The 18,177-nt window shown below is 36.5% G+C and carries 20 protein-coding genes and 1 riboswitch; of the genes, 19 read left to right on the top strand and 1 reads right to left on the bottom strand.

Annotated features, from left to right (window positions below; translation table 11 throughout):
* Positions 1 to 23 precede the first annotated feature (23 nt).
* The gene (locus LPC09_RS20980; protein ID WP_098796428.1) at positions 24 to 179 is read right to left on the bottom strand and encodes a YuzL family protein; all 156 of its coding nucleotides are present in this window, start codon (positions 177 to 179) and stop codon (positions 24 to 26) included.
* A 186-nt stretch (positions 180 to 365) separates the two neighbouring features.
* On the opposite strand from LPC09_RS20980, the gene LPC09_RS20975 reads away from it, so the two are divergent.
* The 19 genes from LPC09_RS20975 to sufU all read left to right on the top strand — a co-directional run bounded on the left by LPC09_RS20975 (position 366) and on the right by sufU (position 18,144).
* Positions 366 to 2,750 (top strand): 3-hydroxyacyl-CoA dehydrogenase/enoyl-CoA hydratase family protein, encoded by a 2,385-nt coding sequence (locus tag LPC09_RS20975; protein WP_098796429.1) that lies wholly within the window; start codon positions 366 to 368, stop codon positions 2,748 to 2,750.
* 26 nt (positions 2,751 to 2,776) lie between these two features.
* On the top strand, positions 2,777 to 3,952 hold the full coding sequence (locus LPC09_RS20970) for an acetyl-CoA C-acetyltransferase (RefSeq protein WP_231308201.1): 1,176 nt from the start codon (positions 2,777 to 2,779) through the stop codon (positions 3,950 to 3,952).
* Positions 3,953 to 4,051: 99 nt separating this feature from the next.
* Positions 4,052 to 5,836 carry an acyl-CoA dehydrogenase family protein gene (locus LPC09_RS20965; protein WP_098796431.1) on the top strand — a complete coding sequence of 595 codons (1,785 nt, stop codon included), beginning with the start codon at positions 4,052 to 4,054 and terminating at the stop codon, positions 5,834 to 5,836.
* Between the two features lie 222 nt (positions 5,837 to 6,058).
* The gene (locus LPC09_RS20960; protein WP_098796432.1) at positions 6,059 to 6,418 is read left to right on the top strand and encodes an arsenate reductase family protein; all 360 of its coding nucleotides are present in this window, start codon (positions 6,059 to 6,061) and stop codon (positions 6,416 to 6,418) included.
* Between the two features lie 87 nt (positions 6,419 to 6,505).
* Positions 6,506 to 6,889 (top strand): glycine cleavage system protein GcvH, encoded by a 384-nt coding sequence (gene gcvH, locus LPC09_RS20955; RefSeq protein WP_098796433.1) that lies wholly within the window; start codon positions 6,506 to 6,508, stop codon positions 6,887 to 6,889.
* 57 nt (positions 6,890 to 6,946) lie between these two features.
* Positions 6,947 to 7,183 (top strand): YusG family protein, encoded by a 237-nt coding sequence (locus LPC09_RS20950; RefSeq protein WP_098796434.1) that lies wholly within the window; start codon positions 6,947 to 6,949, stop codon positions 7,181 to 7,183.
* 411 nt (positions 7,184 to 7,594) lie between these two features.
* Positions 7,595 to 7,942, top strand: coding sequence for a toprim domain-containing protein (locus LPC09_RS20945; protein WP_098796435.1), 348 nt, complete (start codon positions 7,595 to 7,597; stop codon positions 7,940 to 7,942).
* A 21-nt stretch (positions 7,943 to 7,963) separates the two neighbouring features.
* A complete protein-coding gene (locus LPC09_RS20940) occupies positions 7,964 to 8,269 on the top strand; it encodes a thioredoxin family protein (protein ID WP_098796436.1) in 306 nt (101 codons plus the stop codon).
* 136 nt (positions 8,270 to 8,405) lie between these two features.
* Entirely contained in the window at positions 8,406 to 8,723 is a 318-nt protein-coding gene (locus LPC09_RS20935; protein ID WP_098796437.1) for an SCP2 sterol-binding domain-containing protein, read from the top strand.
* A gap of 125 nt (positions 8,724 to 8,848) precedes the next feature.
* A complete protein-coding gene (locus LPC09_RS20930) occupies positions 8,849 to 10,162 on the top strand; it encodes an O-acetylhomoserine aminocarboxypropyltransferase/cysteine synthase family protein (RefSeq protein ID WP_231308200.1) in 1,314 nt (437 codons plus the stop codon).
* 195 nt (positions 10,163 to 10,357) lie between these two features.
* Positions 10,358 to 10,464: riboswitch (SAM riboswitch) on the top strand.
* 103 nt (positions 10,465 to 10,567) lie between these two features.
* Entirely contained in the window at positions 10,568 to 11,593 is a 1,026-nt protein-coding gene (locus LPC09_RS20925) for a methionine ABC transporter ATP-binding protein (protein WP_098796456.1), read from the top strand.
* Positions 11,586 to 12,254, top strand: coding sequence for a methionine ABC transporter permease (locus tag LPC09_RS20920; RefSeq protein ID WP_098796439.1), 669 nt, complete (start codon positions 11,586 to 11,588; stop codon positions 12,252 to 12,254). The genes LPC09_RS20925 and LPC09_RS20920 overlap by 8 nt, the downstream gene beginning before the upstream one ends.
* Before the next feature lie 12 nt (positions 12,255 to 12,266).
* On the top strand, positions 12,267 to 13,118 hold the full coding sequence (locus LPC09_RS20915) for a MetQ/NlpA family ABC transporter substrate-binding protein (RefSeq protein WP_231308199.1): 852 nt from the start codon (positions 12,267 to 12,269) through the stop codon (positions 13,116 to 13,118).
* 141 nt (positions 13,119 to 13,259) lie between these two features.
* Positions 13,260 to 13,628: a carboxymuconolactone decarboxylase family protein gene (locus LPC09_RS20910; RefSeq protein WP_098796441.1), complete on the top strand. Its 369-nt coding sequence runs from the start codon at positions 13,260 to 13,262 to the stop codon at positions 13,626 to 13,628.
* A gap of 229 nt (positions 13,629 to 13,857) precedes the next feature.
* On the top strand, positions 13,858 to 13,998 hold the full coding sequence (locus LPC09_RS20905; RefSeq protein WP_176551024.1) for a YuzK family famiily protein: 141 nt from the start codon (positions 13,858 to 13,860) through the stop codon (positions 13,996 to 13,998).
* Positions 13,999 to 14,383: 385 nt separating this feature from the next.
* Positions 14,384 to 15,169: a Fe-S cluster assembly ATPase SufC gene (sufC, locus tag LPC09_RS20900; RefSeq protein ID WP_098796442.1), complete on the top strand. Its 786-nt coding sequence runs from the start codon at positions 14,384 to 14,386 to the stop codon at positions 15,167 to 15,169.
* 20 nt (positions 15,170 to 15,189) lie between these two features.
* Positions 15,190 to 16,491, top strand: coding sequence for a Fe-S cluster assembly protein SufD (sufD, locus tag LPC09_RS20895; protein ID WP_098796443.1), 1,302 nt, complete (start codon positions 15,190 to 15,192; stop codon positions 16,489 to 16,491).
* Positions 16,491 to 17,714 (top strand): cysteine desulfurase, encoded by a 1,224-nt coding sequence (locus LPC09_RS20890; RefSeq protein WP_098796444.1) that lies wholly within the window; start codon positions 16,491 to 16,493, stop codon positions 17,712 to 17,714. The genes sufD and LPC09_RS20890 overlap by 1 nt, the downstream gene beginning before the upstream one ends.
* Complete coding sequence (sufU, locus tag LPC09_RS20885) at positions 17,707 to 18,144, top strand: Fe-S cluster assembly sulfur transfer protein SufU (RefSeq protein WP_098796445.1); 438 nt, start codon at positions 17,707 to 17,709, stop codon at positions 18,142 to 18,144. Before LPC09_RS20890 ends, sufU begins: the two co-directional genes overlap by 8 nt.
* Positions 18,145 to 18,177: the final 33 nt, after the last annotated feature.

The raw sequence follows: 18,177 nt of genomic DNA, 5'->3' as shown, positions 1-18,177 counted from the left end.
TCAGACCCCTTAGACTTACACTTTTACATATTGTCACTGCCCATATTATGCTGTTTGTATTGTTGATTTTGACTAGTGCGCTTACCGCCACCGGCCTTTTCGTTATTAGGACCAGCATTCCCTTTTACACTTGCAGCACTAACACCTGCTTTTGATGGAGATTTTTTTAAACGTGCCATGAAGTATCACCCCCTGCTAAATTAGGTTTTCCTAAGATGAATTTTATTATTTAGTAAAAAATATGATAAATCTATTGAACAAATTTTTAAAATCTTTTATATTATTATTAAAGGAGCTCATTCGTAAGGTTCATTTTTTTTGGGAGAAAAATGAATGAGTATTCATTCAAATAAGGGGGAAATGTAATGGTCCAGCGAATTAAGAGAGCTGCTGTGTTAGGTTCAGGAGTGATGGGCTCAGGAATTGCAGCACACTTAGCAAATATCGGCATCCCTGTCTTACTATTAGATATCGTGCCTCGTGAGGTAAATGACGATGAGGTAAAAAAAGGTTTAACATTACAAGATAAAGCTGTACGTAATCGTATCGCATCCACAGCTGTTCAAAAACTTTTAAAACAAAAGCCGGCACCACTTACGGTGAAGAGCAACCTCGAACTCATTAAGGTCGGTAACTTTGAGGATGATATGAATCAATTGTCAGAGGCTGATTGGATTATTGAAGTTGTTGTTGAAAATTTAGCTGTCAAACAACAAGTGTTTGCGCAGGTTGATGAACATAGAAAACAAGGAAGTATTATTAGTTCAAATACATCAGGTATTTCAGTAGAAGCAATGGCTGAAGGTCGTTCAGATGACTTTAGAAAGCATTTTTTAGGCACCCATTTCTTTAACCCACCGAGATATTTAAAGCTATTGGAAATCATTCCAACAAAAGATACTGACAAGGCTGTTTTATCGTTTATGAAAACATTTGGTGAAGATGTGTTAGGAAAAGGTGTTGTAGAAGCAAAGGACACGCCTAACTTTATTGCAAACCGAATTGGAACATATGGCTTACTAGTAACAGTCCAAGAAATGTTAAAAGGCGGTTATAGTGTCGGTGAGGTTGATTCTATTACCGGACCAATTATCGGTAGACCAAAAAGTGCTACTTTCCGAACACTTGATGTAGTAGGTTTGGACACATTTGCACACGTGGCGAAAAATGTACATGAGCAAGTGGATGGACAAGAAAAAGCAGTATTTGAACTTCCCGGCTTTTTAGAAAAAATGCTTGATAATAAATGGCTTGGCAGTAAAAGCGGTCAAGGATTTTATAAAAAAGAAGGAAAAACAATTCTAGAATTAAACCCTGAAACATTTGAATATGAAGAGAAAAAGAGATTGCAGGCAGCATCTGTAGAACTTGCAAAGCAGGCTAAAGGCTTACCAAATAAATTGAAAGCGCTTATTTATAGCGATGATCGAGCGGGTGCATTGTTAAGAAGCATCACCGTACCAACACTAGTTTATTCTGCCCAGCTACTAGGTGAAATTGCTGATGATATTGTCGCAATTGACCAAGCAATGAAATGGGGATTTGGCTGGGAGGCTGGTCCGTTTGAGCTGTGGGATGCAATTGGTGTAGAAAAATCAGTTGAATTAATGGAGCAGCAAGGTGTTCAAGTACCAAGTTGGGTAAAAGAAATGCTTGGAAAGGGCTTTGGAACATTCTACAGAGAAGAGAATGGGGTTCTTTTCTTCTATAACAATGGTGAGTATCGACAAGTAAGACAAAACCCTAAAGTGATTAATTTAAAGACACATAAACAAATAAATGGTGTTATTAAGAAAAATAGTGGTGCAAGCTTTATTGATTTAGGTAATGATGTTGCGTTGCTTGAGTTTCACTCACAAAGCAATGCAATTGGGTTAGATATTATCCAAATGATTAATTTTGCAGTTGATGAAGTTGAAAAGAACTACAAAGGACTTGTTATTGGAAATCAAGGTAAAAACTTCTGTGTTGGAGCAAATTTAGGAATGATTCTAATGGAAGCACAGGATGATAATATTTTTGAAATCGAAATGGTTGTTCATCAATTTCAACAGGCAATGATGAAGATAAAATATAGCAAAAAACCAGTGGTTGCTGCACCGTTTGGGATGACATTAGGTGGTGGAGCGGAGATATGCTTACCGGCAAGTAGCATTCAAGCATCAAGTGAAACATATATGGGATTAGTAGAAGTTGGGGTAGGACTGATTCCAGGCGGTGGCGGAAACAAAGAGCTTTATATAAAGCAATTAAGCAACATGCCTAAGGGAGCAGACTTTGATTTACAATCAGTTGCTAACAAAGTCTTTGAAACAATTGCCATGGCAAAAGTATCGACTTCTGCAGCAGAGGCAAGAAAAAATCAGTTCCTAAACAATCGTGACAACATCAGTGTGAATAGTGATCACTTATTATACGATGCAAAACAAAGAGTCATTGAGCTTTACGATAACGGATATCAACCACCTGTCCGCAACAAAGTACCTGTAGTGGGAGAAACGGGCTATGCGACTCTTTTACTCGGTGCCCAATCCATGCATCTTTCCGGATATATTTCAGATCATGATTTAAAAATCGCAAAGAAACTTGCCTATGTTATCGCAGGAGGTAAGGTTCCATTCGGTACAGAAGTAGATGAGCAATATTTGCTGGATTTAGAAAAACAAGCATTTTTAAGCTTAGTAGCTGAAGGGAAGTCACAGCAACGTATGCAGCATATGCTTTTAAAAGGCAAACCACTTAGAAACTAATACTGTAAGAAAGGGAGGTTAGTAGAATGAGAGAAGCAGTTATTGTGGCAGGTGCCAGAACACCTGTAGGAAGAGCGAAAAAAGGTACGTTAGCAAACATGCGACCTGATGATTTGGGAGCATTAGCTGTAAAGGAAACATTAAAAAGAGCAGGGGATTATGACGGGAATATTGATGATCTCATTATAGGCTGTGCAATGCCCGAAGCAGAGCAGGGATTAAATATGGCAAGAAACATTGGGGCTTTAGCCGGTCTCCCTTATACAGTTCCTGCGATCACAATAAATCGCTATTGCTCGTCCGGGTTACAAAGTATCGCCTATGGGGCTGAAAAAATTATGCTAGGTCATTCAGAAACAACCATTGCAGGTGGAGCTGAATCTATGAGCCTTGTTCCAATGATGGGGCATGTTGTCAGGCCAAATGCAAAGCTAGCTGAAGAAGCTCCAGAATATTATATGGGCATGGGACACACTGCTGAAGCTGTTGCCAAAAAATATGGTATCACACGTGAAGAGCAGGACGCTTTTGCAGTAAGAAGTCATCAGAGAGCGGCAAATGCAATTAAAGAAGGAAAATTTGATGATGAAATTGTTCCTGTAGATGTACCAGTAAGAACAGTTGGACCTGATCATAAATTACATGAAAAGATTGTTAAGTTCAATCAGGATGAGGGTGTTCGAGCAAACACAACTTCAAAAGTACTTGCTACATTAAAGCCGGCATTTTCAGTAAAAGGGTCTGTCACAGCAGGTAATTCTTCACAAACAAGTGACGGAGCTGCAGCTGTTATGCTGATGGATCGGGAAAAAGCTCAATCTCTTGGCTACCAACCATTGGTGAAGTTTAGGTCATTTGCTGTTGCCGGAGTTCCTCCTGAAATTATGGGAATTGGTCCAGTTGCTGCTGTACCTTTAGCTTTAAAATACGCAGGCTTGGAGCTTTCAGATATTGGCTTATTTGAATTAAATGAAGCATTTGCTTCTCAATCCATTCAAGTTATTAGAGAGCTAGGACTTGACGAAGATAAAGTGAATGTAAACGGTGGAGCAATTGCACTTGGTCATCCACTTGGATGTTCTGGTGCAAAGTTAACTCTTTCATTAATCCATGAAATGAAAAGAAGAAATGAACAATTTGGTGTCGTAACAATGTGTATTGGTGGCGGAATGGGTGCTGCAGGGGTATTTGAATTATTGTAAGTATTAACGACAACAGATGAGCAATCGAAAAAAACGATTGTTTCAAGTTCTACTTTCTAAATAGCAGTTATTCAAATAAATGTTAATGGGGGAATTTTCATGTCAAAAGCAACAGATGCAGTGATTAAAGGTGGAAGCTTTTTAATTGAAGATGTTTCATATGATCGAGTTTTTACTCCTGAGGATTTTACAGATGAACACAAAATGATTGCAAAAACAACGGAGGATTTTGCGGTTAATGAAGTGCTTCCACATCTTGAAGATATTGAAAATCATGAATTTGATAAATCTATTAAGCTTTTAAAGCAAGCGGGGGAACTTGGTTTATTAGGGGCAGATGTACCTGAGGAGTATGGCGGATTTGGATTAGATAAAATCAGCTCTGCTTTAATTACTGAAAAGATTTCAAGAGCTGGAAGTTTCTCTTTATCTTTTGGTGCTCACGTAGGAATTGGTTCATTACCAATCGTGTTATTTGGTAATGAAGAACAAAAGAAAAAGTACTTACCAGGGCTTGCTTCTGGTGAAACACTTGCAGCTTATGCATTAACAGAGCCAAGCTCAGGGTCAGACGCACTTGGTGCTAAAACAACAGCTAGACTTAATGCAGAAGGCACTCACTATGTGTTAAACGGTGAAAAACAATGGATCACAAACTCCGGTTTTGCAGATGTTATTGTTGTTTATGCAAAGGTAGATGGTGAACATTTCTCAGCATTCATTGTAGAGAGAGATTTTCCAGGTGTTTCAACAGGTCCTGAAGAAAAGAAAATGGGAATAAAAGGATCTTCAACAAGAACAGTTATCCTAGAAGATGCTCTAGTGCCAAAAGAGAACTTATTAGGTGAGTTAGGTAAAGGACATGTGATTGCCTTTAATATCTTGAACATTGGTCGTTATAAGCTAGCAGTTGGAACAATTGGTGGAGCAAAGCGCTTAATAGATGTAGCTGTTCAATATGCGAACCAGCGTCAACAGTTCAAAACACCAATTTCAAGCTTCTCTCTTATTCAGGAAAAACTTGCAAATATGGCAGCGAAAACATATGCGATGGAAAGTTCAGTTTATCGCACCGTTGGTCTATTCGAAGACCGTATGAGTAGGTTAACTGATGAGGAAATTAAAAACGGAAAAAAAGTCGCAGAATCAATTGCTGAGTATGCTATTGAATGTTCATTAAATAAAGTATTTGGTTCTGAAACACTAGACTATGTCGTAGATGAGGCTGTTCAAATTCACGGTGGTTATGGATTCATGGCAGAATATGAAGTTGAGCGTGTTTATCGCGATTCTCGTATTAACCGTATTTTTGAAGGAACAAATGAGATCAACCGTCTACTAGTACCAGGAACCTATTTACGAAAAGCTATGAAAGGTGAACTACCTTTATTCCAAAAAGCGCAAAGTTTACAAGAAGAGCTGATGATGCTTATGCCTGAAGAGGTCGGAGAAGGGACACTAGAACAAGAAAAGTACTTATTAAAAAATGCAAAGAAAATCGGCATTTTAATTGCTGGTTTAGCAGCACAAAAGTACGGAAAAGAATTACAAAAAGAGCAAGAGGTTCTTGTAAATATTGCTGATATTGTAAGCAATGTATATGCGATGGAGTCAGCGATTTTACGTACTGAAAAAGCAATTGCTAAGAACGGTGAAGAGAAAAACAAACAAAAGCTTCTTTATACACAAGTATATTGCCAAGAAGCCTTCAATGAAATTGAAGCACATGCAAAAGAATCATTAATTGCGGTTGAGTCAGGTGATTCTCTACGAATGATGATGTCAGCATTACGTAAATTTACACGTCACACTCCAATTAATGTAATTGGCAAGAAAAGAGAGATTGCAGCAGCAATTATCGATAAAAATGCATATCTAGCTTAATTTTCAGGAGGCAATGATATCATTGCCTCCTTCAACCTGTTTTCAATCAATAAAGAGCAATGTTCAGTGCCTTCTAATTCTCAACCAAATAAGATAAAAGTTAAATTTGAGCCTTGAAATTTAATTATTTCTAATTAGGCGGGAATGATGATATATGATAAGATAGAGAAAAATATTCCTTAATTGGAAAGTTTGATTATTAGGAGCAAAGAGGTGAAAAACTTGGCACTGAATTTTTACTGGTATCCTAAATGTGGGACGTGTCGTAAAGCTAAAAAATGGCTTGAAGATCATAATGTAGAATTTAATGAAATACATATCGTTGAAAACCCACCAAATAAAGAAGAGCTAGAAAGCATTTACAAAAAAAGTGGACTAGAGCTTAAAAAATTCTTTAATACAAGTGGACAAAAATATCGTGAACTTGGGCTTAAAGATAAACTTGCATCAATGTCAGAGGATGAAATGCTTCAACTCTTAGCAAGTGAAGGAATGCTTATTAAACGTCCTCTTACAGTTGGTAATGAACATGCTACAGTTGGCTTTAAAGAAGAGCAATTTGGCGAAACTTGGAATAAATAGAAGTTAGTTATTGCATAGTTAACGGAAAACTGTTAAAACAAAGATGATTAAGCTGAAATTTGTAAATATTCCTGGAGGTATGAAGACATGAACACACCTAAAGAACTGCGTTATTCAGAAGAACATGAGTGGGTAAAAGTAGAAGGAGATAAGGTGCGTATCGGTATCACGGATTTTGCACAATCAGAGCTTGGGGATATCGTATTTGTTGAATTACCAGAAATTGGTGATGAACTTCAAGCGGACGAGCCATTTGGAAGCGTTGAGTCAGTAAAAACAGTATCTGAATTATATGCACCAATTAGTGGGAAAGTTGTAGAAATTAATGAAAATCTTGATGATAGTCCAGAATTCGTTAATGATTCACCTTACGAAAAAGCATGGATGATCGTCATTGAACCTGCAAACCCTGCTGACATTGAAAAGTTAATGACAGCTGAGCAATATGAGGAAATGACAAATCAAGACTAATTAGCATGATATCGTGAATTATGGACATTCTATAAGTAGATAAAGGAGGGTGTCCATATGACAATTCAAAAACAACAATTAGATATTACTGATCGAGTTGTAGGAAAATTTGGAGATGGGCAATTAAATCTTTATCTGGAAAAAGAAAGAATTGGCCAAATGGTCTCAGAAAATAATTATGACTTAAAAGCGGGATATGAATTCAATAATAACCGCTTTTACCAAGTTGCAGATGTTGTAACAGGACCAGACCAAAAATACGTCGATTGTGACTATGAAAATGGTTGGTGTTAATAAAGCAGCAGTGGAATCTCCACTGCTCTTTTTGAATTAAACCAGGTCGTTTCTTATCATGTTTTTCTAAGTAGCTGAATTTGAGATTTTTAATTTAAGTTGTTTCATAATGATTTTGTTTTTGAACACTATTTTTTAAAACGATAGTGGAATGGAGCGGAAGACACTTGACTCCTGCGGGTGTTGAGGAAAGGCTGAGACCCCGCAGGCAAAGCCGAGGAGGCTCAGCTTCCTCCCCGCGGAAAGCGAGTGTCTGGAGCGCAATGGAACGGACCAGTCTTACGAGTAAACGCAATTAACAACAAAGATAACAGCTATTTAGAAAAAACATAAAATAAAGGGAAACAACCTCGACAAATCGAATAGGTTATATATAAAGACTTTTACTTACATTAAAAATAGGTGATGGCTATGTCGTTAGTTGAGGTTGAAAAAGTATTAATTGTTGAAGGAAAATCAGATAAGAAAAAGGTTTTAAATGTAGTAACTGAACCAATAGAAATAATCTGTACAAATGGAACAATTAGCATAACAAAAATGGATGAGCTAATTGATGAATTATTCTTAAAGGAAGTTTATATATTAGTTGATTCAGATGATGCTGGTGAACGATTGAGAAAATTATTTAAACGAGAATTTCCTGAAGCCTCTCATCTATACATTGATCGGGCATATCGTGAAGTTGCAACAGCACCGGATCACCATGTAGCATCTGTTTTGCTAAGTGCAAATATAGATGTAAACGCAAAATTCCTTTAGAAGGGATATGGAGTTAGTTTTATGATTGAATGGAAAGAAAAGGAGCTCACCCTTCCTAAAAAGGGTATTCAAATTACGTACCTTTACACACCAATGTGTGGGACATGTCAAGTAGCGAAGAAAATGTTAACGGTCGTTGATGAAATGATCCCCACTTTGGACATTTACTCCGTAAATCTAAATTATTATCCTGAAGATGCGAAACGATTAGGAATTGAGAGTGTACCTTGCCTAATTATTACTGAGAACGGTGAAATGAAAGAAAAAGTATATGCTTTCCAATCTGTCACACATCTTTTTGACTTAATCAAACAATATGCCTGCTAATTTGACATATTTCTCGGGAAATAGACTGATTTTACGAAAGAAAAGCAGAAACTGTCGAGTTATTTATAGAGGATTCTTTCGACCTTCAATGAAGTTATATAAACATAACCTTGTTGAGATCGGGAGGATTCTTTTTATGTTTTTAACAACTTTTGTCTCAAGCTTGAATAAAGGAAATTTAATAACACCCATTCTTTTAAAACGAAAATTAATTGTAGAATTTCGTTCAACAGATAAAGGGAGTCATTTTTTAGAACTTTCATCAAGTGAATCAAAACTATTATCGATTCAACCAGTTCATGTTGATTTTGTTATAGAAGGAGAAGAATCAGACTTAGAAGAGGTTTTTCTTCATCCGATAAGTTTAAAGCAACTTATATCGTTTGGGAAATTATCAATAAAAGGCTCATATCGAGATTTTCTTAGGCTAGAGGCTTTAATTAAATTAATCTAAACTTAAAAATTCTTATATACTTCAAACACAACTTCTATTACCATTAAAGTAGTCTAGGAAAGAATACTACATCTTGTTATCACACCTATTAGTAGACATTAAGAATGTATAATAGGAGGAAGAAGATGAAAGAGAAACTTTATCGCCCAGAAACGGTAACCATTCATGGAGGGTTAAAGAAAGATTCAATGACAGGTGCAAGAGCTGTTCCAATTTATCAATCAAATGCTTATTTATTTGAAAATACCGAGCATGCGGCAAATTTATTTGGATTAAAGGAGCCTGGATATATTTATACAAGAATTCATAATCCAACTTCATCTGTCTTTGAAGAAAGAATTGCTGAACTGGAAGGTGGAATCGGAAGTTTAGCTGTAGCAAGTGGAATGGCAGCGATTACATTATCGGTTTTAAATCTAGCTGGTTCTGGTGATGAGATCGTATCAGCTTCTACATTATATGGAGGTACATATAACCTTTTTGCTAACACATTACCAAAGTACGGAATCAATACTATTTTTGTTGATCCAAAGAATCCGGAAAATTTCCGATCAGCTATTACTCCGAAGACAAAAGCTATTTTTGCAGAGACAATTGGAAATCCAAGCTTAGATGTTCTTGATATCGAGGCAGTTGCTGAAATTGCTCATGAAGCTGGAATTCCATTGATTGTGGATAACACATTTGCCACACCGTATCTATGCAGACCTATCGATCATGGTGCCGACATTGTTGTTCATTCTGCAACAAAATGGTTGCTTGGGAATGGTACAACTCTTGGTGGAGTCATTGTAGATGGAGGTAAATTTGACTGGAATAGTCCAAAATTCCCTGGGTTTACAACTCCTGATCCTAGCTATCATGATTTAGTTTATGCTGAAGCATTAGGAGAACAAGCGTATATTATTAAAGCGAGAGTTCAGTTATTAAGAGATTTAGGCCCAGCTATTAGCCCATACAATGCCTTTCAATTTAATCTTGGTCTAGAAACCCTTCATGTCCGTATGAAGGAACATGTATCAAATGCAAGGAAAATGGTGCAATATTTAGAAAGTCACCCAGCTGTTGAGTGGGTTCTATACCCTGAAAATAGCCAACACCCTGCGAAGGACTTAGCTGCTAAATACTTACCTAAGGGTGCTGGTTCTGTAGTAGTATTCGGTATCAAGGGCGGAAGAGAGGCTGGTGCAGCTCTTATTAACAACGTTGAACTTTGGTCACATGTAGCAAATGTTGGAGATGCGAAAAGCTTAATCATTCATCCTGCGAGTACAACTCATCAACAACTAGGCGTTGAAGATTTAAAGAAATCTGGTGTAACAGAAGATTTGATCCGCTTATCAGTAGGAATTGAACATATAGAGGATTTAATAGAAGATTTAGATCAAGCTATTTTTGAAGCAACAGGTGTAAAAGGAATGGAGAAAGTAAATTCTTAATTAATGAAATATTCTAATAATATTATTTATTGTATAATATTGAAAGGGGTTGCAGATAAATGCAACCCTTTTCATATTTGAAATGTAAAATCACAGTGAAAAAAGTAAGCTATTTTAAGAAAATAAATAATTGACATTGATTTTCAACACATGATACAATCACAATCGTACTTAAAAAGACAATCAAATATTTAACTCTTATCAAGAGAGGTGGAGGGAAGTGCCCGATGAAGCCCGGCAACCATCAGTTCATTCTGAAATGGTGCCAATTCACACAAAGCAGATGCTTTGAGAGATGAGAGAAAGGTATTCAAGCGCCTTTCTGCTCATTTTGCAGGAAGGTTTTTTATATGTAAAAAAATGAACGGTAGAAATAGTAAAGGAATAAAGGAAGAAGGTGACAAAATGATAACATTATCAAATGTTAATAAAGTTTATAAAACAAAGAGCGGCTCTGTTCAAGCTGTTAACAATGTAAACCTTGAAATTAAAAAAGGTGAAATATTCGGAGTTATAGGATATAGTGGAGCCGGAAAAAGTTCATTGATCCGTTTGTTAAATGGACTAGAAAAACCAACTAGTGGGGAAGTCGTTGTGGCAGGTAGTCAGATTGGCTCAATTTCTGGTACAAAGTTGCGTAAAGCACGCTTAGAAATAAGCATGATCTTTCAACACTTTAACTTATTGTGGTCAAGAACAGTGAGAGAGAATATTGCATTTCCTTTAGAAATTGCAGGAGTAAGTAAAGCGAAACGACTTAAACGTGTTGATGAGCTTATTAAGCTGGTTGGACTGGAAGGAAGAGAGAATGCATACCCTTCTCAACTTAGTGGTGGTCAAAAACAACGTGTTGGGATTGCCAGAGCGTTAGCGAATAATCCCAAGGTTTTATTATGTGATGAAGCTACATCAGCACTTGATCCCCAAACAACAGATTCAATTCTAGACCTGCTTGTTGATATTAATAAACGACTAGGCTTAACAATCGTATTAATTACACATGAAATGCATGTCATTCGTAAAATTTGTCATCGAGTAGCTGTTATGGAAAATGGTGAAGTGGTTGAACAAGGAAATGTATTGGATGTTTTCAGAAACCCTCAGAAACCTATAACAAAAACGTTCGTTAAACAAATCTCAGAGCCGGATGATACGAAGGAAGCAATTGACCTACTACTAGAAAATTATCGTTCTGGAAAAGTACTTCAGCTAACATTTGTTGGTGAAGGTACAGAAAGACCATTGATTAGCAATATTATTAGGAAATTTAATATTGAAGTGAATATTGTACAAGGTAAAATTTCACAAACGCAAAATGGCTCTTATGGTTCATTATTTTTGCATATAGATGGAGATCTTGATGAAATTAACCGTGCAGTTGCTTATATTGGAGAACAACAAGTAGAAGTGGAGGTGCTGGCGAATGCTTAATCAGTTTCTTCCAAATGTAAAATGGGAAAAAGTATGGGAGGCAACTTATGAAACAACTTACATGACAGGAGTTTCGGTTGTCGTCACTTTTTTCTTAGGAATTATACTTGGTTTACTTTTATTCTTAACTTCAAAAGGCAATATCTGGGGTAACAGTATACTTAATACAATTTTATCTGGAATCGTAAATATATTTCGGTCAATTCCGTTTATTATCCTTGTTATTTTACTCTTACCCTTCACTAAAGTTGTAGTTGGGTCAATTCTGGGAGAAAATGCTGCTTTACCCGCACTAATTATTGGATCCGCTCCATTTTACGCAAGGATGGTTGAGCTTGCTTTAAGGGAAGTTGACAAAGGTGTTATTGAAGCAGCTAAATCGATGGGAGCAAAAACGTCGACAATTATGTTGAGAGTACTATTACCGGAATCTTTACCAGCTTTGGTTTCAGGGATTACAGTTACTGCAATCGCATTGGTTGGTTATACAGCTATGGCCGGAGTAGTAGGTGCTGGAGGTCTTGGTGACCTTGCTTATCGAGAAGGATTCCAGCGTAATAATTTTGAAGTAACCATTGTAGCAACCATTTTTATCTTAATTATTGTGTTTATTATCCAATTTATTGGAGATATATTAGTTAAAGCTATCGATAAACGTTAGGAGGAAAAAATGATGAAAAAATATCTTTTATCACTAGTATTAACAATTTTCGCTATTCTACTTGTTGCATGTGGCGGAGGCGAAAATGAAACAACTCAAGAAGAAAACACAGGGACTGAGCAAGAAACGAAAGTACTAAAAGTTGGAGCGACAACTGTTCCTCATGCAGAAATTTTAGAAGAAGCAAAACCACTGTTAGCAGACAAAGGTATTGAATTAGACATCGAAGAGTTTTCAGATTATCCATTAATTAACCCAGCGCTTGCTGAAGGTGACCTGGATGCAAACTACTTCCAGCATGTTCCATATTTAGACAATGCAATTAAAGAAAATGATTTTGATCTTGCAAATGTTGGAGCAATTCATATTGAGCCTTTTGGTATTTACTCAAAAGAATACAAAACACTTGAAGAGTTACCTGAAGGTGCAAAAATTATCATGAGTAACAACGTTGCAGAAATGGGACGCGTGTTAGCACAACTTGAAGAAAAAGGTCTAATTAAATTAAATCCAGATGTTGATAAAATTAATGCAACAAAAGATGATATCGTTGAAAATGCTAAAAACCTAGAAATTGATGATAGTGTTGCACCAGAAATGTTGGCAAGTGCTTATGAAAATAACGAAGGTGATGCAGTTATTATCAATGGTAACTACGCACTTGCAGCAGGATTAAATCCAGCAGAAGATGCTGTAGCTCTAGAAGCTGGTGAAAATAACCCTTATGCAAACATCATTGTTGTTCGTAGTGAGGATAAAGACAAGGAAGAGATTAAGACTCTTGTAGAAGTATTAAAATCTCAAGAAATTAAGGATTTTATTAATACAAAATACCCAGGTTCAGTACTGCCTGTAAATGACTAATTTAAGAAATCCTTTAAGAGATCTGTAAACAACAGGTCTCTTTTTTTATTGGATTCTTCAGTCACCAAGTTTGTATACAATGGTTTGAAAAATACATACTATTACTGATTGATTAAGTTATGAATGGAGTTGTTATTGAAAATGGAATATCATGAGCCTAGAAATTCTACGGAAGCTGCTTTACATGAATATAAAAGTGGATTAGGTACTTTCACACAAAAGATGCCGGAGATTGCACGCCATTATAATGCTTTTACTGAAGCTTGTTTTGCTGAAGGGACACTATCAAAAAAAGAAAAACATTTAATTGCATTAGGAATTGCAGTGAATACCCAAGATGAATACTGCATTATCTACCATGCAAAAGGATGCTTGGACAACGGTGCTAGTGAAGAAGAAATTTTAGAAACTGTTGGTGTTACAGCTGCATTTGGTGGTGGAGCAGCAATGAGCCAAGCTGTTACATTAGTTCAAGAATGTATAACAGAGTTAAACCAACTAAAACAATAAATCGAGTAATATAGAGTATTTTTGAGGGAAATTACAAAAATAGTTGGTTATTTTTACAGAATGAATCAATTTCAAATATTACGGTTTGTGAGATTATCTTACGAACTTTGAGTTGTTTGAATATTCTTGATAAGCTTTATATGTAAAATAAAGCTGAAAGGATTGATTCATTATTCACTCGAATCAAGAGTCAATTGATCTCAATTACACAACTGAAATGGAAAAGGCGATGCATCATTCTCATGGTATAGGGTACGCTGAATATGCTAGTAAGCATGATAAACGTATGGATGTTGAAAAGAGCCGTGAAGAAGATTATCGTAAAAGTCAGTTGATTTATGCTGATGTTGAAAGAAAAATGAAAAAGTAAAGCCTATAGATGGAAGAACCAGAATAACTGGTTCTTCTTTTTTAATGGAAAGACATTAGGGAGGAAAAAGCGTGTTTACTCCAAATTCACATACTTAACCCTCTAATTTCCTTCATCACAAAGAGAATGTTTTTTCTTAAAAGGTGAAAAATAAACTAGGGTCTCAAGGTAGATTCACAGAGCAATGTGTTATATAGTAGAAACTGTCTAATTTCTCTATTTACATAAATTTTTTAATGTGAATTTATCAAAGTTAGGATAGATATTTTAATGTCAAAATTCGACTCTATTCCTTAAAGGTTGTGTTCACTTTTCATTTGTTATAATATTAGAATGAGAATAAAATGAGAATTAGTAAACTTTATATATTATTGGAGGTATCATTATGGCAGGCTCTACATTAATCATTAAGGATTTACACGTAGAAATTGATGGGAAAGAAATTCTAAAAGGTGTAAATCTTGAAATAAAAGGCGGAGAGTTCCATGCAATCATGGGGCCAAACGGGACAGGTAAATCTACTTTATCTTCAGCAATCATGGGGCACCCAAAGTATGAGGTAACACAAGGTAGCATTACATTAGATGGGGAAGATGTATTAGAAATGGAAGTAGACGAGCGTGCTCGTGCAGGTCTATTTTTAGCTATGCAATATCCAAGTGAAATCAGTGGGGTAACAAACGCGGATTTCTTACGTTCTTCTATTAACGCCCGCAGAGAAGAAGGCGATGAAATCTCTTTAATGAAATTCATTCGTAAAATGGATGCAAACATGGATGAGCTTGAAATGGATCAAGATATGGCACAACGTTATTTAAATGAAGGTTTCTCCGGCGGAGAGAAAAAACGTAATGAAATCCTTCAATTAATGATGATTGAACCAAAAATTGCTATTCTAGATGAAATTGACTCTGGTCTAGATATTGATGCATTAAAAATTGTTGCAAAAGGAATCAACAAAATGCGTAGTGAAGAGTTCGGTTGCTTAATGATTACTCACTACCAACGTTTATTAAACTACATCACTCCAGATAAAGTACATGTAATGATGCAAGGACGTGTTGTTAAATCAGGTGGCCCTGAGCTAGCTCAACGTTTAGAAGCAGAAGGCTATGACTGGATTAAACAAGAATTAGGTATTGAAGACGAAACTGTTGGGCAAGAAGCATAATAGTAAGGGGGACTAAGACGATGGAAACATTAACGATCAATCAGGATTATGTCTCAAGCTATTCAAAACAGCTTGGTGAGCCGGATTGGCTTACAGATCTTCGCTTACAAGCTTTTGCCAAGCTAGAGGATCTTCCTATGCCTAAACCGGATAAAACAAAAATCGATAAATGGAATTTTACAAATTTTAAAGAACATACTGTTGAGAGTGCAAAATTAGACTCATTAAATGACTTACATGAAGATGTGAAATCATTAATTGACCTTGAGTCTACAACTAAAAACTTATATGTTCAAGTTAACAATACAGCTGCATATACTTCATTATCTTCTGAATTAAAAGATAAAGGTGTCATCCTAACAGATATCCATACTGCAGCAAAAGAGCATTCTGACTTGCTACAAAAATACTTTATGACGGACGGGGTGAAGGTTGACGAGCACCGCTTAACTGCTTTACATGCAGCTCTTCATAACGGTGGGGTATTTGTTTATGTCCCAAAAAATGTAGAAGTAGCAGAACCAATTCAGTCAGTATTTGTTCATGACAACCCTAATACAACATTATTCAACCACGTAATTGTTGTAGCTGATGATAATAGCTCAGTAACTTATGTAGAAAACTATATTTCTACTGTTCAAAATGTAGAGGGTGTGTTTAACATCATCTCAGAAGTATTTGCTAATACAAATGCTCGTGTAACATACGGTGCAGTTGATACTCTTGCAGAAGGAGTAACAACTTATGTAAACCGCCGTGGGGTTGCTGGTCGTGACTCACGTATTGAATGGGCATTAGGTTTAATGAATGATGGCAATACAATTTCTGAAAATGTTACAAACTTAATGGGCGACGGCTCATTTGGAGATACAAAAACAGTTGTAGTAGGTCGTGGAGAGCAAAAGCAAAACTTCACAACGAAGGTTGTACACTTTGGTAAACACTCAGAAGGGTATATCTTAAAACATGGAGTTATGAAGGATAGTGCATCTTCTATTTTCAATGGTATTGGTAAAATCGAGCACGGTGCTTCAAAGTCAAACGCAGAACAAGAATCTCGTGTTCTTATGTTAAGTGAAAAAGCACGTGGTGATGCAAACCCAATTCTATTAATTGATGAAGATGATGTAACGGCAGGTCACGCTGCTTCTGTTGGACGTGTTGATCCAATTCAATTATATTATTTAATGAGCCGCGGTATTCCTAAAGTAGAAGCTGAGCGTCTTGTTATCCATGGCTTCTTAGCACCTGTTGTTAAAGAACTACCTATTGAAGGTGTTAAAAAGCAGTTAGTTGAGGTTATTGAAAGGAAAGTTAAATAATGAATATCTCTGATATTCGTCAGCACTTTCCGATTTTGGACCAACAAGTAAACGGGAAAGACCTCGTTTACTTGGATAGTGGTGCAACTTCTCAGAAACCACTATCCGTTATAGATGCTCTTTCCACATATTACAAAGAATATAATTCTAATGTTCACCGTGGTGTGCACACATTGGGTACAAGAGCAACTGACGGTTATGAAGGAGCTCGTGAGAAGGTAAGAAGATTTATTGGAGCAAAATCGATCCAGGAAATCATCTTTACTAGAGGTGCTACTACTGCTTTAAATATTGTTGCTCAGAGCTATGGGCTTACCAATGTAAAAGAAGGTGATGAAATTGTCATCACTTATATGGAGCATCATGCGAATGTGATTCCTTGGCAACAGGTAGCGAAAATAACTGGTGCCACTTTAAAATATATTCCATTACAAGAAGATGGTACAATCGACTTGAAGGATGTTGAAGAAACAATAACACCAAATACGAAAATTGTATCAGTTATGCATGTATCAAACGTACTTGGAACGATTAATCCGATAAAAGAAATCACAGAGGTTGCTCATAAGCATGGAGCTGTGATGGTTGTAGATGGTTGTCAAAGTGCTCCACATATGAAAGTAGATGTCCGAGATTTAGATTGTGATTTCTTTGCATTCTCGGCTCACAAAATGTGTGGCCCAACAGGTATCGGTGTGTTATACGGTAAGAAAGCACTCCTTGAGAAGATGGAACCTGTTGAATTCGGTGGTGAAATGATTGACTTTGTAGGATTACACGAGTCAACATGGAAGGAGCTTCCGTGGAAATTTGAAGCTGGAACTCCTATCATTGCTGGGGCAATTGGTCTTGGCGAAGCAATTGATTTCTTGGAGAAGGTCGGTCTAGACAATATAGAATCCCATGATCGTAAGCTAACTAAATATGCTTATGAACAGCTTAGTCAAGTTGATGGTTTAACTATATACGGTCCTAGTCCAGAGAAACGTACTGGGTTAGTAACATTTAATATAGAAGATGTGCATCCACATGATGTTGCAACAGTTTTAGATGCTGAGGGAATTGCTGTTCGTGCAGGTCATCATTGTGCGCAGCCTTTAATGAAATGGCTGAAGGTTTCCGCAACAGCAAGAGCTAGTTTTTACCTGTACAACACGGAACAAGAAGTTGATAAGCTTGTTGCAGGTATTAAAAAGACAAAGGAGTACTTCAGTAATGTCTAATCATGTAAATCTTGATACTCTTTATCGTCAGGTTATTATGGATCATTATAAAAACCCGAGAAATAAAGGGATCCTTGACAACAGTCTTACAATTGATATGAATAATCCAACTTGTGGAGATCGTATCCGTTTAACACTTGATGTACGAGATGATGTTGTTAAGGATGCAAAATTTGAAGGAGAAGGCTGCTCGATTTCAATGTCTTCTGCATCAATGATGACTCAGGCGATTAAAGGTAAAAAATTAGAAGAAGCATTAAAGCTATCAGAAATCTTTTCGAATATGATGTTAGGAAAAGAATATGATGATGATATCGACTTAGGTGATATTGAAGCATTACAGGGAGTGGCAAAATTCCCTGCACGTATAAAATGTGCGACATTAGCTTGGAAGGCTATGGAAAAGGGCGTGAAAGAAGGCAACGAATAGGTTGCATACGCCATAAATCTAATTTGATTGGAG

It is taken from the genome of Metabacillus sp. B2-18 (genome assembly GCF_021117275.1).
Taxonomy (GTDB): domain Bacteria; phylum Bacillota; class Bacilli; order Bacillales; family Bacillaceae; genus Metabacillus.
The sequence above is the reverse complement of the archived record's forward strand: the minus strand, read 5'-3'. Positions and strand labels throughout refer to the sequence as shown.

Bases quoted from the DNA above. Each gene is read 5' to 3' on its own strand.
- LPC09_RS20980 (WP_098796428.1), bottom strand. From the start codon at position 179: ATGGCACGTTTAAAAAAATCTCCATCAAAAGCAGGTGTTAGTGCTGCA.
- LPC09_RS20975 (WP_098796429.1), top strand. From the start codon at position 366: ATGGTCCAGCGAATTAAGAGAGCTGCTGTGTTAGGTTCAGGAGTGATG.
- LPC09_RS20970 (WP_231308201.1), top strand. From the start codon at position 2,777: ATGAGAGAAGCAGTTATTGTGGCAGGTGCCAGAACACCTGTAGGAAGA.
- LPC09_RS20965 (WP_098796431.1), top strand. From the start codon at position 4,052: ATGTCAAAAGCAACAGATGCAGTGATTAAAGGTGGAAGCTTTTTAATT.
- gcvH (WP_098796433.1), top strand. From the start codon at position 6,506: ATGAACACACCTAAAGAACTGCGTTATTCAGAAGAACATGAGTGGGTA.
- LPC09_RS20950 (WP_098796434.1), top strand. From the start codon at position 6,947: ATGACAATTCAAAAACAACAATTAGATATTACTGATCGAGTTGTAGGA.
- LPC09_RS20945 (WP_098796435.1), top strand. From the start codon at position 7,595: ATGTCGTTAGTTGAGGTTGAAAAAGTATTAATTGTTGAAGGAAAATCA.
- LPC09_RS20940 (WP_098796436.1), top strand. From the start codon at position 7,964: ATGATTGAATGGAAAGAAAAGGAGCTCACCCTTCCTAAAAAGGGTATT.
- LPC09_RS20935 (WP_098796437.1), top strand. From the start codon at position 8,406: ATGTTTTTAACAACTTTTGTCTCAAGCTTGAATAAAGGAAATTTAATA.
- LPC09_RS20930 (WP_231308200.1), top strand. From the start codon at position 8,849: ATGAAAGAGAAACTTTATCGCCCAGAAACGGTAACCATTCATGGAGGG.
- LPC09_RS20925 (WP_098796456.1), top strand. From the start codon at position 10,568: ATGATAACATTATCAAATGTTAATAAAGTTTATAAAACAAAGAGCGGC.
- LPC09_RS20920 (WP_098796439.1), top strand. From the start codon at position 11,586: ATGCTTAATCAGTTTCTTCCAAATGTAAAATGGGAAAAAGTATGGGAG.
- LPC09_RS20915 (WP_231308199.1), top strand. From the start codon at position 12,267: ATGAAAAAATATCTTTTATCACTAGTATTAACAATTTTCGCTATTCTA.
- LPC09_RS20910 (WP_098796441.1), top strand. From the start codon at position 13,260: ATGGAATATCATGAGCCTAGAAATTCTACGGAAGCTGCTTTACATGAA.
- LPC09_RS20905 (WP_176551024.1), top strand. From the start codon at position 13,858: ATGCATCATTCTCATGGTATAGGGTACGCTGAATATGCTAGTAAGCAT.
- sufC (WP_098796442.1), top strand. From the start codon at position 14,384: ATGGCAGGCTCTACATTAATCATTAAGGATTTACACGTAGAAATTGAT.
- sufD (WP_098796443.1), top strand. From the start codon at position 15,190: ATGGAAACATTAACGATCAATCAGGATTATGTCTCAAGCTATTCAAAA.
- LPC09_RS20890 (WP_098796444.1), top strand. From the start codon at position 16,491: ATGAATATCTCTGATATTCGTCAGCACTTTCCGATTTTGGACCAACAA.
- sufU (WP_098796445.1), top strand. From the start codon at position 17,707: ATGTCTAATCATGTAAATCTTGATACTCTTTATCGTCAGGTTATTATG.